Annotated in this window: 10 protein-coding genes and 2 pseudogenes; 7 read left to right on the top strand and 5 right to left on the bottom strand. The window is 63.7% G+C overall.

Translation table 11 applies throughout. The features are described from left to right. The first annotated feature begins 29 nt into the window (after positions 1-29). Genes ptsP through DCO48_RS08610 form a run of 3 tightly spaced genes read left to right on the top strand, consistent with a single transcriptional unit; the run spans position 30 to position 5,559 of the window. Positions 30-2,888, top strand: a complete 2,859-nt coding sequence (ptsP, locus tag DCO48_RS08600) for a phosphoenolpyruvate--protein phosphotransferase (RefSeq protein WP_116550179.1) — start codon at positions 30-32, stop codon at positions 2,886-2,888. Beyond that, positions 2,888-3,844 (top strand): 1-phosphofructokinase, encoded by a 957-nt coding sequence (gene pfkB / locus DCO48_RS08605; protein ID WP_116550180.1) that lies wholly within the window; start codon positions 2,888-2,890, stop codon positions 3,842-3,844. Before ptsP ends, pfkB begins: the two co-directional genes overlap by 1 nt. Then, positions 3,841-5,559, top strand: coding sequence for a PTS fructose-like transporter subunit IIB (locus DCO48_RS08610; RefSeq protein ID WP_116550181.1), 1,719 nt, complete (start codon positions 3,841-3,843; stop codon positions 5,557-5,559). The genes pfkB and DCO48_RS08610 overlap by 4 nt, the downstream gene beginning before the upstream one ends. Positions 5,560-5,562: 3 nt before the next feature. On the opposite strand, the gene DCO48_RS08615 is transcribed toward DCO48_RS08610, so the two are convergent. Continuing rightward, positions 5,563-6,744: an aminotransferase class V-fold PLP-dependent enzyme gene (locus tag DCO48_RS08615; RefSeq protein ID WP_371919493.1), complete on the bottom strand. Its 1,182-nt coding sequence runs from the start codon at positions 6,742-6,744 to the stop codon at positions 5,563-5,565. A gap of 30 nt (positions 6,745-6,774) precedes the next feature. Then, positions 6,775-7,005 carry a DUF3820 family protein gene (locus DCO48_RS08620; RefSeq protein WP_116550183.1) on the bottom strand — a complete coding sequence of 77 codons (231 nt, stop codon included), beginning with the start codon at positions 7,003-7,005 and terminating at the stop codon, positions 6,775-6,777. Positions 7,006-7,212: 207 nt separating this feature from the next. Here DCO48_RS08620 and DCO48_RS08625 point away from each other — a divergent pair, with 207 nt between their 5' ends. Continuing rightward, entirely contained in the window at positions 7,213-7,689 is a 477-nt protein-coding gene (locus DCO48_RS08625; protein WP_116550184.1) for a PA2169 family four-helix-bundle protein, read from the top strand. Positions 7,690-7,758: 69 nt separating this feature from the next. Here DCO48_RS08625 and DCO48_RS08630 read toward each other — a convergent pair whose 3' ends face one another. The 3 genes from DCO48_RS08630 to DCO48_RS08640 all read right to left on the bottom strand — a co-directional run bounded on the left by DCO48_RS08630 (position 7,759) and on the right by DCO48_RS08640 (position 11,299). Further along, the gene (locus DCO48_RS08630) at positions 7,759-9,252 is read right to left on the bottom strand and encodes a diguanylate cyclase (protein WP_116550185.1); all 1,494 of its coding nucleotides are present in this window, start codon (positions 9,250-9,252) and stop codon (positions 7,759-7,761) included. A gap of 284 nt (positions 9,253-9,536) precedes the next feature. After that, positions 9,537-10,862 carry an OprD family porin gene (locus DCO48_RS08635; protein ID WP_371919494.1) on the bottom strand — a complete coding sequence of 442 codons (1,326 nt, stop codon included), beginning with the start codon at positions 10,860-10,862 and terminating at the stop codon, positions 9,537-9,539. 212 nt (positions 10,863-11,074) lie between these two features. Continuing rightward, positions 11,075-11,299, bottom strand: coding sequence for a hypothetical protein (locus DCO48_RS08640; protein WP_116550187.1), 225 nt, complete (start codon positions 11,297-11,299; stop codon positions 11,075-11,077). Positions 11,300-12,083: 784 nt separating this feature from the next. Here DCO48_RS08640 and DCO48_RS08645 point away from each other — a divergent pair. The 3 genes and pseudogenes from DCO48_RS08645 to DCO48_RS23215 form a co-directional block, all read left to right on the top strand. Continuing rightward, positions 12,084-12,299: a hypothetical protein gene (locus DCO48_RS08645; RefSeq protein WP_116550188.1), complete on the top strand. Its 216-nt coding sequence runs from the start codon at positions 12,084-12,086 to the stop codon at positions 12,297-12,299. A gap of 1,022 nt (positions 12,300-13,321) precedes the next feature. Beyond that, positions 13,322-13,603: pseudogene (locus DCO48_RS23210) on the top strand (PAS domain-containing protein); the annotation flags it as partial. A gap of 306 nt (positions 13,604-13,909) precedes the next feature. Beyond that, a pseudogene (locus DCO48_RS23215) lies at positions 13,910-14,908 on the top strand (methyl-accepting chemotaxis protein); the annotation flags it as partial. Positions 14,909-14,914: the final 6 nt, after the last annotated feature.

Here is a 14,914-nt window from a genome sequence, read left to right on the forward strand (position 1 = left end):
GCCGCCCTGGCGCTGCAAAGGAGAAGGTCATGCTCGAGCTCACTGTAGAGCAGATTTCCATGGGCCAGACGGCGCCGGACAAGGCCGCGGCCTTGCAACTGCTGGCCGGGCACCTGGTTGCCGACGGGCTGGTGGCTGCGGGTTACCTCGCGGGTTTGCAGGCCCGTGAAGCGCAAGGCTCGACCTTTCTCGGCCAGGGCATCGCCATCCCCCACGGCACGCCGGACACCCGCGAGCTGGTGTTTGCCACTGGCGTGCGCCTGTTGCAGTTCCCCGACGGTGTGGATTGGGGCGACGGCCAGATCGTTTACCTGGCCATCGGTATCGCTGCGCGGTCCGACGAACACCTGCGCCTGTTGCAACTGCTCACCCGTGCCCTCGGTGAGACCGATCTGGCCGAAGCCCTGCGCCGTGCCGGCAGCGCCGAAGCGTTGCTGAAATTGCTGCAAGGCGCGCCGCAAGAGCTGGCGCTGGATGCGCAGATGATCGGCCTGGGCGTGCCGGCCGACGACTTTGAAGAGCTGGTCTGGCGTGGCGCACGCCTGTTGCGCCGCGCCGAGTGTGCCGGCAGCGGCTTTGCCGCAGTGCTGCAGCAGGTCGAAGCGCTGCCGCTCGGCGATGGCCTGTGGTGGCTGCACAGCGAGCAGACGGTGCGCAAGCCGGGCCTGTCGTTCGTTACCCCGGAGCAACCGCTGCGTTACCTCGGTCAGCCGCTGAACGGCGTGTTCTGCCTGGCCAGCCTCGGTGCTGCCCACGAAGCCATGCTCGAACGTCTGTGCGCGCTGCTGATCGAGGGCCGCGGCAACGAACTCGGGCGCGCCACCAATAGCCGCGCGGTGCTTGAGGTGTTGGGCGGCGAGTTGCCGGTCGACTGGCCCAGTGCGCGGATAGTGCTGGCCAATGCCCACGGCCTGCACGCGCGGCCAGCCAAGGAGCTGGCCCAACTGGCCAAGGATTTCCCCGGCGAGATTCGCCTGCGCGTGGTCGAGAGTGCTGACGCGCCGGTCTCGGCCAAGAGCCTGAGCAAGCTGCTCAGCCTCGGTGCCCGGCGTGGCCAGACGCTGGAGTTCATCGCCGAACCGGGCATTGCTGCCGATGCCTTGCCAGCGCTGCTTGCCGCTGTCGCCAGCGGCCTGGGCGAGGAGGTGGAAGCGCTGGCCCCGGTCAGTGAGGCCGTGCTTGAGTTGCTCCCCGAGCCGGCGGTGCAGGCCCCGGTGGACGGTGCGCTGATCCAGGGCGTGGCCGCTGCACCGGGGATTGCCTGCGGCCCGGCGCATGTCCAGGTGGTGCAGGTATTCGATTACCCGCTGCGTGGCGACAACCCGGCCAATCAACGCGAACGCCTGCAGCGGGCGCTGGCCGACGTGCAGGGTGAAATCGACGGGCTGATCCAGCGCAGCCAGGCCAAGGCCATTCGCGAGATTTTCGTCACCCACCAGGAAATGCTGGCCGACCCGGCCCTGGGCGATGAAGTCGAGGTGCGCCTGCGCCAGGGCGAAAGCGCCGAGGCCGCCTGGATGGCGGTAATCGAAGCGGCGGCGCGGCAGCAGGAGAGCTTGCACGACGCGCTGCTGGCCGAGCGCGCCGCCGACCTGCGCGACGTCGGTCGGCGGGTGCTGGCGCATTTGTGCGGTGTGCGCGAAACCGCCGAACCGCAGCAACCCTACGTGCTGGTGATGGAAGAGGTTGGCCCGTCCGACGTCGCCCGGCTCGACCCGGCACGGGTCGCCGGGATTCTGACCGCACGCGGCGGTGCCACCGCGCACAGCGCCATCGTCGCCCGGGCGCTGGGCATTCCGGCGGTGGTCGGGGCCGGCGAGGCGGTGCTGTTGATCGCCGCCGGCACGCCACTGTTGCTCGACGGCCAGCGCGGGCGGGTCACGGTGGCGCCGGCGGCCGACGAACTGCAACGGGCGCTGGCCGAACGCGCCCAGCGCGAAGCCCGGCTGCAAGCGGCCAACGCCCGGCGCCTGGAGCCGGCGCTGACCATGGACGGCCACGCGGTGGAGGTGTTCGCCAATATCGGCGAGAGCGCCGCTATCGACAAAGTGCTCGAGCAGGGCGCCGAAGGTGTCGGTTTGCTGCGCACCGAACTGATTTTCATGGCCCACCCCAACGTGCCCGACGAGGCTACCCAGGAGGCCGAATACCGCCGCGTGCTCGACGGCCTTGGCGGCCGGCCGCTGGTGGTGCGCACTCTCGATGTCGGCGGCGACAAACCGCTGCCGTACTGGCCGATTGCCGCAGAGGAGAACCCGTTCCTCGGCGTGCGCGGCATCCGCCTGACCCTGCAACGCCCGCAGATCATGGAAAGCCAGTTGCGCGCATTGCTGCGGGCTGCCGACGACCGGCCGCTGCGGATCATGTTCCCGATGGTCGGCCAGCTGGACGAGTGGCGGGCAGCGCGGGCCATGGTCGAGCGCCTGCGCGCCGAAATTCCGGTGGCCGACCTGCAAGTCGGGATCATGATCGAAGTACCGTCGGCGGCGCTGCTCGCCCCGGTGCTGGCCCGCGAGGTGGACTTCTTCAGCGTCGGCACCAATGACCTGACCCAGTACACCCTGGCCATCGACCGCGGCCACCCGAGCCTGTCGGCCCAGGCCGACGGCCTGCACCCGGCGGTGCTGCAACTGATCGACATCACCGTGCGCGCCGCCCATGCCCATGGCAAGTGGGTTGGCATCTGCGGTGAACTGGCGGCCGATCCGCAGGCGGTGGCGGTACTGGTGGGCCTGGACGTGGACGAACTGAGTGTCGCCGCGCGCAGCATCGCCGAGGTCAAGGCCGAGGTGCGTGGCCTGAATATGCAACAGGCCCGGGAGCTCGCGCGCCAAGCGCTGCTGTTGGGCAGTGCCGCCGATGTGCGAGCCTTGCTGGAGCAGCGTTGATGGCCAAGATATTGACCCTGACCTTGAACCCGGCGCTGGACCTGACCGTCAGCCTCGACGCCCTGCGCCCGGGTGCGGTCAACCGCAGCCAGGCGCAGCACAGCCACGCCGCCGGCAAAGGCCTGAACGTGGCCCAGGTGCTTGCCGACCTCGGCCATCGGCTGACTGTCGGCGGCTTTCTCGGCCAGGACAATCTGCAACCGTTCGAACAACTGATCGCCCGCCGTGGCTTTGCCGACGCTTTCGTGCGTGTGCCGGGCGAGACCCGCAGCAATATCAAGCTGGTCGAGGCGGATGGCCGGGTGACCGACATCAATGGCCCCGGTCCGCAGGTCGACGAACCCGCCCGGCACGCCCTGCTGAGCCGCCTGGAGCGTATCGCCGCCGGGCATGACGCGGTGGTGGTGGCCGGCAGCCTGCCGCGCGGGGTCAGCGCGCAGTGGTTGCAGCAGCTGCTCGGCCGACTCAAGGCGATGGGCCTCAAGGTGGCTCTGGACAGCAGCGGCGAAGCCCTCAAGGCCGGGTTGCTCGGCGCACCATGGCTGGTCAAGCCGAACACCGACGAACTTGCCGAGGTGCTCGGCCGTCCGCTACAGAGCATTGCCGAGCAGCACGCGGCGGCCCAGCAACTGATCGCCCAGGGCATCGAGCATGTGGTGGTCTCGCAGGGTGAACAGGGCGTGCTCTGGTTCAGCCGCGGGCGGACGCTGCAAGCCGTGCCGCCAACGGTCAGCGTTGCCAGCACGGTCGGTGCCGGCGACTCGCTGCTGGCGGGCATGCTCCATGGCCTGCTCGGCAGCGAACCGGCGGAGCAGACCTTGCGTCGCGCCACTGCCATCGCCGCGCAAGCGGTGACCCAGATCGGCTTCGGCATCCATGACCGTGTGCAACTGGCGCAGTTGGAAGCCGCAGTCCAGCTCCAGACCCCCCGCGTAGAACAAGAGGGTGACCAATGAAACTCGCCATCATCACTGCCTGCCCGAATGGCCAGGTGTCGAGCTTGCTCAGTGCGCGCCTGCTGGATGCGGCGGCGCAGCGCCAGGGCTGGAGCACCAGCGTTGAAGTACACGACCGCGAGCGCCCGGAGCGGCAATTGTCGGCGGCGGTGATCGACGCGGCCGACTGGGTGCTGGTCATCAGCACCGGCCCGCTCGACCTGAGCCGGTTCCATGGCAAGCGGCTGTTCCAGAGCACGCCGTCGCAGGCCCTGGGCGATGTCGAAGGGTTCCTGCGCCAGGCCGCCGAGCAGGCGCAGGTGTACCAGCCGGCGGCGGCGCCCAGGGCGACGCCGAAGCTCGTGGCGATCACCGCTTGCCCGACCGGCGTGGCGCATACCTTCATGGCCGCGGAAGCCTTGCAGCAGGCGGCGCAACAGCTGGGCTACCAACTGACGGTCGAGACCCAGGGCTCGGTCGGCGCGCGCAATCCGTTGAGTGCGGCGGCGATTGCCGAGGCCGATGTGGTGTTGCTGGCCGCCGATATCGAAGTGCCCACCGAGCGCTTCGCCGGCAAGCGTATCTATCGCTGCGGCACCGGCATCGCCCTCAAGCAGGCGCAGGCGACGCTGAACAAGGCGCTGGCCGAGGCGCGCGAAGAATCGACCGCGTCGGCGCCGGTAGCCACCGGCAAAACCGAGCGTGCCGGCGTCTACAAGCATCTGCTGACCGGCGTTTCGTTCATGCTGCCGATGGTGGTGGCGGGCGGCTTGCTGATCGCGCTGTCGTTCGTGTTCGGCATCGAAGCCTTCAAGGAGCCGGGGAGCTTGCCGGCGGCGCTGATGCAGATTGGCGGCGAGGCCGCCTTCAAGCTGATGGTGCCGCTGCTGGCCGGTTACATTGCCTGGTCCATCGCCGACCGTCCGGGGCTGGCGCCGGGGATGATCGGCGGGTTGCTGGCGAGCACCCTCGGCGCGGGCTTCATCGGCGGTATCGTCGCCGGTTTTCTCGCCGGCTACAGCGCCAGGGCCATCGCCCGCTGGGTGCGTCTGCCGAGCAGCCTGGAGGCGCTGAAACCGATCCTGATCATTCCGTTGCTGGCCAGCCTGTTTACCGGGCTGGTGATGATCTACGTGGTCGGCAAGCCGGTAGCAGGGATGCTCGCAGGGCTGACCCAGTTCCTCGACAGCATGGGCACCACCAACGCGATTCTGCTCGGCATCCTGCTCGGCGCGATGATGTGCGTGGACCTTGGCGGGCCGGTGAACAAGGCCGCCTATGCGTTCTCGGTGGGGCTGCTGGCTTCGCAGAGCTATGCGCCGATGGCCGCGACCATGGCGGCCGGGATGGTCCCGCCCATTGGCTTGGGCATCGCCAGTTTCATTGCCCGGCGCAAGTTCGCGCAGAGCGAGCGCGAAGCCGGCAAGGCCGCGCTGGTGCTGGGCCTGTGCTTCATTTCCGAGGGGGCGATTCCATTTGCCGCCAAGGACCCGTTGCGGGTGATTCCGGCCAGCGTCGCCGGTGGCGCGCTGACCGGGGCGCTGTCGATGTACTTCGGCTGCAAGCTGATGGCGCCGCATGGTGGGCTGTTCGTGATGTTGATCCCGAACGCGATCAATCATGCCGTGCTGTACCTGCTGGCGATCCTCGCCGGCAGCCTGCTCACGGCCTTGCTGTACGCAGTGCTCAAGCGCGGCGAGGAGGTCGAGTTGGCGGTTCAGCCGGCCAAGGCCTGAACCTCAGCGGCTGAGTTGGCGCAGCGCGTCGACCAGTTGCTGGACCTCGGCCGGGGTGGTGGTGAACCCCGGCGTGACGCGAATGCACGGCCCGCACGCCGAGCCCTCGCGGTCGACGGTAAACAGGTTGAACTCGGTGAGCAGGCGTCGGGCCATGGCTACCTGGTCGGTGTGCCGGGTGAAGCGGAACGAAGTGATCCCGCAGTACAGCCGGGGATCGTCCGGCACCAGCACGTCGATGCCTTCGATATCCCGCGCCTGGCGTACCCAAAGGTCACGCAGGTAGTTCAGCCGCGCGCCCTTGACTGCCGTGCCGATGTTCGCGTGTTCGGCGAACACCGTCGGCAGGCTCATCCAGGCTGGAATGTTCGGCGTGCCGTAGGGCGCGCGCGAGCGGATATCGTCCAGCGGGTAGCGGCGTTCGCCCATGTCCGGTTCGATGTCGGCCAGGCGCCCCGGCGCAATGTAGATCAGCCCCAGGCTCAGCGGCGCGCCGATCCACTTCTGCAAGTTGAAGCCGGCAAACTCGACGCCCAGTGCGGCCAGGTCGAACTCGATCTGACCCAGGGCGTGGGCGCCGTCGAGGAACACGTCGATGCCATGCTCGCGGGCCAGCGCGGTGATGTCCTGCACCGGCATCACCAGCCCGGTGCGGTGGGTAACGTAGGTCAGCGGCATCAGTTTCAGCCGGGGGTGCTGACGGAAGGCATCGCGGTAGCTTTGCATCAGCGAGTCGTAGCTGACCGGGTGCGGATGGCGCAGCTCGATCACTTTGGCGCCGCGCTGGCGGGCCAGCCAGCGCACGGCATTGCTGACGCTGTCGTAGTCGAGGTCGCTGACCAGCACCTGATCGCCGGCCGCTAGCCGGGTGTAGTTGCGGATCAGCGACTGCATCGAGGCCGAGGCGCTCTGGGTGATGGCCACGCTGTGTTCGGGCGCGCCCAGCAGCTCGGCGGCGGCCGCGCGGATCTGCAGGTTGCCCAGCGTTTCGAAGTGCTGGCGCACCGGCAGCGAGTTGCCCTGGTTGATTGCGTCGATGTGCTGCTTGTAGGTAGCCGCTACCGTACGGGTCATGCGCCCGAAGTAACCGTATTCAAGATTGACCGGGCCCGCTTCGACGTCGTACTGGGCGGCAATCCGCTGCCAGTAGCCCTCGTCGCGGGCCAGGGTGGAGGGGGCAGGCAAGGTCAGGTCGGGCATCGGTGTACTCGCAGGTCAGGGGCGTGGACGTGGATGTTTCTTGCGCAATGGGATCAGCAGGTCGGACAGGCCGTTGTGGTCGACCTCGTGCATCAGCGCCAGCAGCCCACCCAGTTCGCCGTGGGGGAACCCCTGGCGGGCAAACCAGTTGAGGTAGTTGCCGGGCAGGTCGGCGATCAGCCGGCCCTTGTATTTGCCGTAGGGCATTTCGCGGGTAACCAGTAGTTCGAGTGTTTCGGGGGTCATGGCACGGCAGTGGGTAAGAACGAAAGAAACCTGACGATACATGCAATCTGCATGAAGGCCAAAGGACAGATCATGCATAAAGCGACCATACAGATGTTTTGAATTTTTTTAAGTTGGTGATTGTTAAGGGAAAATTAAAACGCGTTAAGCTGGCACGAAGACTGCTCCGGTGTAGTACATCTTTATCTCATGCAAAGGAGTACTGTCATGACCTCGTCGAATAAAGACGTTATTGCGGTTTTGAACGAACTGATCGAATTCAGCAAAGATGGCGAAAAGGGTTTCAACGCCTCTGCTGACGATGTGAAGAATCCACAGCTGAAAAGCTATTTTGTCCAGCGTGCCGGCGAGTGCAGCATGGCGGCCTCGGCGTTGCAGCAGCAGGTGCGTGCGCTGGGTGGCGACCCGGAGTCCAGCTCCAGCGTCAGCGGCGACCTGCACCGTGGCTGGGTGAACCTCAAGTCGATGCTGACCGGCAAGGACGAGGAAGCCGTGCTCAATGAAGTCGAGCGCGGCGAGGATCATGCGCTGAAGGCCTATAAGGACGCGTTGGAGAAGCTGACCAAGCTCAACAGCCTGCCGAGTAGCCAGGTGTATTCGCTGGTGGAAGGCCAGTATCACGGCGTGCAGCGTAACCATGACCAGGTCAAGGTACTGCGCAATGCCGCGCGGGCTCGCGCCTGATTAACCGCTAGGCGCTGGCTGGCCTGCGACCGAGTGCAGGCCAGCAGCGCCCAGCGTTGATCGAGTCAGTCAGCTTTCTATGCGATTGCGTCCATTCGCTTTGGCCCGGTACAACGCCTCATCGGCATCCCCGAGCACCGACGCCAGATCCTGCGCCATCCCCGGCGTATGCAAGCCGATCCCGATACTCACCGTCACCGGCTGCCGGTCTGTGGCAAACGGCGGCAACGCCTGGATGCTGCTGCGAATCCGCTCGGCCAGGGTCTGCGCGCCCTTCAGCTCGGTTTCTGGCAACACCACCAGGAACTCCTCGCCGCCATAGCGCGCCGCCAGGTCCGCCGGCCGGCGAATGCTGCGGCTGATCGCCGCCGCCACCTGTCGCAAGGCCACATCGCCGCCGGCATGCCCATGCCGCTGGTTGAACGCCTTGAAGTGATCCACATCGACCATCAACACCGCCAGCGGTCGCTGGTTACGCTGGGCCCGTGCCCATTCGCGACGCAACACCTGGTCCAGCTGGCGGCGGTTGGCCAGGCCGGTCAGGCTGTCGGTGGCCGCCAGTTCCGCCAGGCTCTGCTCGGCACTGTGCCGGCGCCGCAGTTCGCGGCCCAGGGCCAGGGTCAGCCAGAGTAGGCCGATACACAGCAACCCGGTGGCCGCACCGACCACCCGCGCGGTGCGCCGCCATGAGCTGTAGACCTCGTCGCTGGACAACGCCACCACCACCAGTAGCGGCAGCTCGTTGACTCGCGAGTACGTGTACAGGCGGTGCTTGCCGTCCAGGCTCGACTTGGCGGTGAAGCTGCCGTCGTTGCCGGCCCTGATACGCTGGAAATTCGACTGTGCCGAGAAGTCCTTGCCGATCAGCGGGTCGTCTTTATAGCTGGGGTGCCGGGCGAGCAATATGCCGTCGCTGTTGAACAGGTTCACGCTGCTGTCGCGACCGATGTCCAGGCGCTGGAACAGTTCGGTGAAATACGCCAGGCGCAACGCCCCGGCGGCGATCCCGGCAAACTCGCCCGACGGCCCGTCGATGCGCCGGCTGAAACTGATGCACCAGTCCAGCCCGCCGAGGCGCGCCTTGAACGGTGGGCTGACGACCATGCCCAGGTCGCTGCTCGCGCGGTGAGCCTGGAATACCTTGCTGTCGGCAAAGTTGGCCGTGCGCGGGATGACGCTGGTGGAATCGGCGACTATGTTGCCGTCACGGTCGAGCCAGAGGATGTCGCCACGCACCGGCGCAGTGAAGGCCTGACTGAACAGCACCTGCTGGCGCAATGGCGCCGGCACACTGAGCAGCTCCGGGCGCTGGATGGCCCAGATCAGCCCGCGCAGGGACAGGTCGTAGAGTTCGACGTTGCGCTCGATGTCGGTATCGATCAATTGGGCGATATTGCTCGCCGAGCGCGCCGCCGCCTGCTCGACGCTGGCACGTTCGCGCATCAGCAGGAAGGTGACAATGGCGACAATGGCCATGACGGTCACGCAACTGCACAGGTTCAGGACCAACTCTGGGTGGGTCCTGTACAAGGTCTTGGGCTGTGGCAATAAGCGCGAAGGCATGGTCGAAAGTTTTGTCGAACCGATCAGGGCAAGGAAAGTTGAGCAAAAGCCCAACACCGGAAATAAAGCATATCCAACTTAGCGGACCGGTTTATTTCGAGCATTGGGCTTTTTGCAGTGCAATCTACAGGCCGCAGCAGCCAAACGAGGCGGCGCCGGTATTCTAGGTAACCACGGATTGTCGGACAAGAAGTTAATTGACCGATTGCACTATTTAAAGTGCGGGTCATCACCGGCGCCGGACAAGAGTCGGTGTTCACCGACTCCTTATGAATCTTCCTCGCTTAGAAGATGCTGACTGGATAATCAACAATTATCCGGTATTCGTCGACGTCGTTATCCACGGCCGAATAGCCCTGGCTGCCGCGGTGAGTGGCCCAGCGCAGGCGGACGCTGAGGTCCTTGAAGTCGCCTTGCTGGAACACGTAGGCCAGGTCGGCGTCACGTTCCCAGTGGCGGGCGTCCTTGCCTTCGGCGCTGTACCAGCGCGAGTAGCCGGGGCTGTTCGGATCGGCCTTGGTCAGGTCGGTTTCGCCGCGCGAGTAGGACACCGCAGTGCTCAGGCCGGGCAGGCCGAGGCCGGCGAAGTCATAGCTGTATTTGAGCTTCCAGGAGCGTTCGTTCGGGCCGTTGAAGTCCGAGTAGATCTGCGAGTTGTCCAGGTACACGCTGTCGCCCTGGGTGATGTAGTCGAACGGTGTGTTGCCGTTGACCCGCTGATACACCGCCGTGACGCTGTGGTAGCCGACGTTGACGGCAAAATGGGCGCTGTAGGTGTTGTTGTCGATCTTGCCGAGCAGGGCGTCGCCGGTGTCCTGGGTATGGTAGTAGTGCAGGCCCGGGTTCAGGCTGACCCGCTCGCTGAGCTGCCAGGTGTAGTCGATGTCGGCGTAGTACTGGTTCCAGATGTCTTTCAGTTCGGCGGCATACAGGCTGCCGGTCAGCCCTTCAACGGGCGCCCAGGCGGCGCCGGCCCAGTTCAGGTGACGGCTTTCGCGGTCGTCCGGCAGGCTGCCGTAGGCAGTACCGATGCGCTGCCGACCGCTCTGGTTGTAGAGCTTGGTGAAGCTGGCCTGGCCGCCTTCGAGCATCAGCCCGTCGATGCTGTTGTTGGTCAGGCTGACCCCGCGGAAGGTCTGCTGCAGCATGCGCGACTCGCCGCCAGCGATCACCGGGTTGGTGAGGAACAGGTCGCCGGCCTTGAGCACGCTGTCGAAGGCTTTCAGTTTGACGGCGGCGCCGGCGTTGGAGAACGAATCCGGGGCTTTGCCGTAGGCATAGCCGTCCTTGCTGGCGCTGCTGTAGGGCAGGATGCTGGAGCCGGCGGTACCGCCGCCGCCGTCCAGTTTCAGGCCGAGCATGGCGTGGGCGTCGAGACCGAAGCCGAGCGTGCCCTGGGTGAAGCCCGATTCGAATTTGCCGATGAAGCCCTGGCCCCATTCACGGTTGTCGCGCACACCCTGCTGCCGCTGGTTGCGGTTGAGGTAGTAGTTGCGCGCGAGCACGTCGAGGCTTGAGCCTGCGACGAAGCCTTCAGCGGCGTCGGCGGCCTGCGCCTGGGGCATCGTTGCAGCCAATGCAACGAACAGAGGGGTGAAGCGTAAAACCATGGTCACCGGGGGGAACTCCTTGTGGTGGGGATAGTGCCGTTTTTTATTCTGCGAAACGGTGTTTTCTTGTAGGGCGTGAATGGCCCAAGCGGTACTTTTCGCCAGACGAAAAAAAAGCCGCTGAACGGCAGCGGCTTTGAAAGACAACCGCACAGGCGCGCGAGTCACCTATGGGGGTGTCGAGGGAATAAGACGGCAGTGCGGGCAGCCGGTCAGCTGTCTTTGTCGGCACTCACGGAAACCTTGGAAGCGCTCTGTTCCAAGCCTTTTGCGTGGTCCTGCTGTTGCTGTGCGTAGGCTTCGCGAGCCTGTTGGACGACCGCCGCGCGCTCGGCGTTGCGGGCCACGAATGCGCTGGATTCTTCGGCCATGGCCAGCGGCGAGAGCAATACGGACGACAGGACGAAAATACTGGCAATACCCATACTGTTGGACATTTTTAGCTACCTTCTTGCACATGCAAGTATCTGTTCGGTGGGGCTACGTTAGTGCGGAATGTCCGGGGAAAACAGTTGGGTTTTGGATAAGCACTGTTGCCTGGTAGGTAATAGTGACGGGGTAGAGCGGGTTGGTTGTGGGGAGGGCCGACGAACGGTAGTGGGGCTATTGCCGGCAAGGCCGGCTCCCACAGGGTTGGCTCCCATTTCCAGGAGGGGGCTCTGTGGGCGCTATTTGTAAGGCGGCGTTAAGAAGCCGCTCGGCGAATATTTCCAGAGGGATGCGGTTGGCTATTATTTTTCTGGCAGTAGCGCACGTATGGTGTCGTTGTTCCACGCTATCAGCGTAGGCCTGACGGGTGGAAGGTGCGGCGTTCAATAACCAACTTGGCAATGCATTGGTTACGGCTGTTAAGTTATTGTGGTAATGGAGTGTGTGCTGTCGGCTAGTATGGCGTTATTGCTCATTAGTGCTCTCGTTTTCGTTAGGTGTAACGATGCTGAGACTAAGTGGCCGCGAAATGGCTTGTGTAATAGATATGTAGGCTTGCCAATCAAAGGTGAAGTCGAAAGTAGGCTTGTGGCGTATGAACAGAATTGTTTTTGATTTGTCTTGCTCTAAGGTTTTTTCTTACGGAAATTTCCTTTTTTGTTACTGTCAGTGGCGAGATTTATGGGGGTGGCTAGGCTGTAGGGTGGCTGCTCAGGGAAAGTAATGCACCTTCGGCAGTGAGTGTTCTGTCTAACTTAACCCATACCTAACGCTCTATAAAGGAGTCCAAGAATGGCCCGAGATAAAGCAAAAGATGATAAATATTTTAACTGTGGTCAAACGCACGAGGCCGAGTACGTTGCGGGCCTTTATCCAAGTCAAAAAATAGTAGTAAAGAATTTTTTGAAGACGGCGTGTGCTGCCAATACAATCAGTAACGCTACGCACAAAGAAGTCTACGAACTGATACATAACAAGCTTGGCCTTCCCATTCCTCCCGTCAAGTAAGAGGGCAGCAGCTACCTGATATGTTCAGGTGGCTGCAACGTATTGGCGGTGCCCGGAGTATTCGGCGCGGGCACCGCGACCATCGGCCCCGCTATTGCTTTGTAGCGTGGGTAGATTGGGGACATAGACCGTTGCTCCCTGCTCGCGCAGGTTGGACTCGATGCCATACCAGTAGGGCGTATTCGGCGCCGTGTTGGGCAGCCCGGCGAAGCCGGTAATCAATACGATGGGGTTCTGCGTGGCGGTGAAGTCGGCAGGCGCAGCAGTAGCGTGAGCGAACCGTTCGGGGTAAGTGCAGTGCCGTTGAAGAGTGTGCGTGTGCCCGCGTAAGTGTCGAACTCGGAATTGCTATTGGCAAAGGCTGATCGCGGCTTCACGGCGACTGACACTCAGCACGCTGGAAATTCCGTCACAATAAGCGCCTTGTGACCAGCCATAACACCGGCCGAACAGTTTCGATTTTTTTCTGAATTCAATCACTTGAAAGGGCAGTTCGTCTGTCCACAGCACCGGTAGGACGGTCCGTCGTGCTCGGTCAATAAAGGGATCAATGACGACGCCGGTTGTTCGATAGTGAGCAACCTATTCTGCGGGGCACGAACTATGCACTATAGGCTTCTCCCTCAAGTACTCAGTGCTGACGAACGTGCAGCTATCGAAACCTATTTGTTTAAGCAGGCGGTGAACCGTCTCAAATGCTTCGGTGAAGGTTAAATGCGGCGGCAGTGCTTGATAGATATCCGTTTCGAACCTCATGGTATTGCCTCTGGTGTCAGAAGTAATGCACGGAGTACTTGCGCCGTTGGCTATTAGAAATAGGGCTCCGCAAAAAATAATCAATAAGCGTAAAGTTTTTTTGGGGGTGGGCACATTTTTCCGAAACGGGCGCTTTGGCAGGCACGTCGGCAAGGGTGGTGGCCAAGTGCCAATATGCTGCGTTGGATCAATATTTTCTGCGGGGGCAGCCCTTACAGTCGTTCGCCCTGCCGATCTTCTCACTCAAAAAACAACGAGCGCCCTCGATGAAGAGCAATCTGCCTGTGACCGGTCGCAATGTGGATTACCCCGGTGACGCAAATATCCTGTCCACCACGGATCTGACCAGCCAGATCACCTATGCCAACGACGACTTCGTGCGCGTCAGTGGTTTTACCCGTGACGAGCTGATCGGTAACCCGCACAACCTGGTCCGCCACCCGGACATGCCGAGCGAAGCCTTCGAACAGATGTGGCAAGCCTTGCAGGGTGGCCGTTCGTGGATGGGGCTGGTGAAGAACCGCTGCAAGAATGGCGACCATTACTGGGTCAGCGCCTTCGCTTCGCCAATTACCAGCGCCGGCAAGACGGTGGAGTACCAGTCGGTACGGACCAAACCCACGGCCCGCCAGGTGGAGGCGGCCGAACGCTATTACGCGCAGTTGCGCAGCGGCCGCAAGGGCTGGCGCCAGCGTTTGCCAGTGATTGGCCTGGGGACGAAGCTGGGGCTGGGTTTTGCTCTGGTGATGGCCGCAGTCATGAGTGTCAGCCACCTGCTACTGCCGGAGTTGCCGGCCAGGGAGTTTGTTGAATGGGGCACGGTGAGTGCCTTGAGTGCGGTGTTGATCACGCTGATCCTGCGGCCGCTGGAGCAGTTGCGGCAGCGCGCCGAAGCGGTCGCGAACAACCCGCTGAGCCAGCAGCTGTACACTGGCCGGCGTGACGGCATCGGCCAGATCGAGTTTGCCATGCAGATGCTGGAAGCGCAGATCGGCGCGGTGGTCGGGCGCATCGGCGATACCTCGCGCCGGCTTGCCGGGCATACCGCCGAACTGGCCCAGCACCTGCACAGCAGCCACAGCACCAGCCTCGGCCAGCAGGGCGAGGCCGATCAGGTGGCGGCGGCGATCAACCAGATGGCCGCCAGCGTCGCCCAGGTTGCCAGCAATGCCCAGCAAGCCTCGCAGGCTGCCGATCAGGCCGAGGGCGAAACCCAGGTCGGGCATCAACTGGTCGATCAGAGCCGCAGCGCGATCCTGCAACTGGCCACTGCGCTAGGCTCGGCCACCGACGTTATCCACACCCTGGAAAGCCACAGCAGCGAGATTTCCGGGGTGCTCGAAGTGATTCACAGCATTGCCGAACAGACCAACCTGCTGGCGCTCAATGCTGCCATCGAAGCGGCACGGGCCGGCGATCACGGGCGTGGCTTTGCCGTGGTCGCCGACGAGGTGCGCGGCCTGGCGCAACGTACCGCGCAATCGACCGGCGAAATCCAGCGGATGATCCATGTCTTGCAGAACGGCGCCCGCGATGCGGTGCAGGCCATGCAGCAGAGCAGTGCCCATGCCGGGCAGAGCGTCGAGCAGGCGCAACGCGCTGCCAGTGCGCTGGACGGCATCAGCCAGCGGGTCAACCAGATCAGCGAGATGAGTTTGCAGATTGCTGCGGCGGTCGAGCAGCAGAGTCTGGTCAGCGAGGACATCAACCGCAATATCATCAGTATTCGTCAGGCCAGCGAGTTCAGCGTCAGTGCTGGCCAGCAGGGGCATTCCAGCGCCAGCGATGTCGCCGGGCTGGCCGAGGATCTGCGCCGCCTGGCCGAGGAGTTCTGGCAGCGGCGTCAGGGGTGAGCGGGC

Source organism: Pseudomonas sp. SDI (assembly GCF_003105155.1).
Taxonomy (GTDB): Bacteria; Pseudomonadota; Gammaproteobacteria; order Pseudomonadales; family Pseudomonadaceae; genus Aquipseudomonas.

Coding starts and splice junctions, on each gene's coding strand:
- ptsP (WP_116550179.1), top strand. CDS start 30: ATGCTCGAGCTCACTGTAGAGCAGATTTCCATGGGCCAGACGGCGCCG.
- pfkB (WP_116550180.1), top strand. CDS start 2,888: ATGGCCAAGATATTGACCCTGACCTTGAACCCGGCGCTGGACCTGACC.
- DCO48_RS08610 (WP_116550181.1), top strand. CDS start 3,841: ATGAAACTCGCCATCATCACTGCCTGCCCGAATGGCCAGGTGTCGAGC.
- DCO48_RS08620 (WP_116550183.1), bottom strand. CDS start 7,005: ATGACCCCCGAAACACTCGAACTACTGGTTACCCGCGAAATGCCCTAC.
- DCO48_RS08625 (WP_116550184.1), top strand. CDS start 7,213: ATGACCTCGTCGAATAAAGACGTTATTGCGGTTTTGAACGAACTGATC.
- DCO48_RS08630 (WP_116550185.1), bottom strand. CDS start 9,252: ATGCCTTCGCGCTTATTGCCACAGCCCAAGACCTTGTACAGGACCCAC.
- DCO48_RS08635 (WP_371919494.1), bottom strand. CDS start 10,862: ATGGTTTTACGCTTCACCCCTCTGTTCGTTGCATTGGCTGCAACGATG.
- DCO48_RS08640 (WP_116550187.1), bottom strand. CDS start 11,299: ATGTCCAACAGTATGGGTATTGCCAGTATTTTCGTCCTGTCGTCCGTA.
- DCO48_RS08645 (WP_116550188.1), top strand. CDS start 12,084: ATGGCCCGAGATAAAGCAAAAGATGATAAATATTTTAACTGTGGTCAA.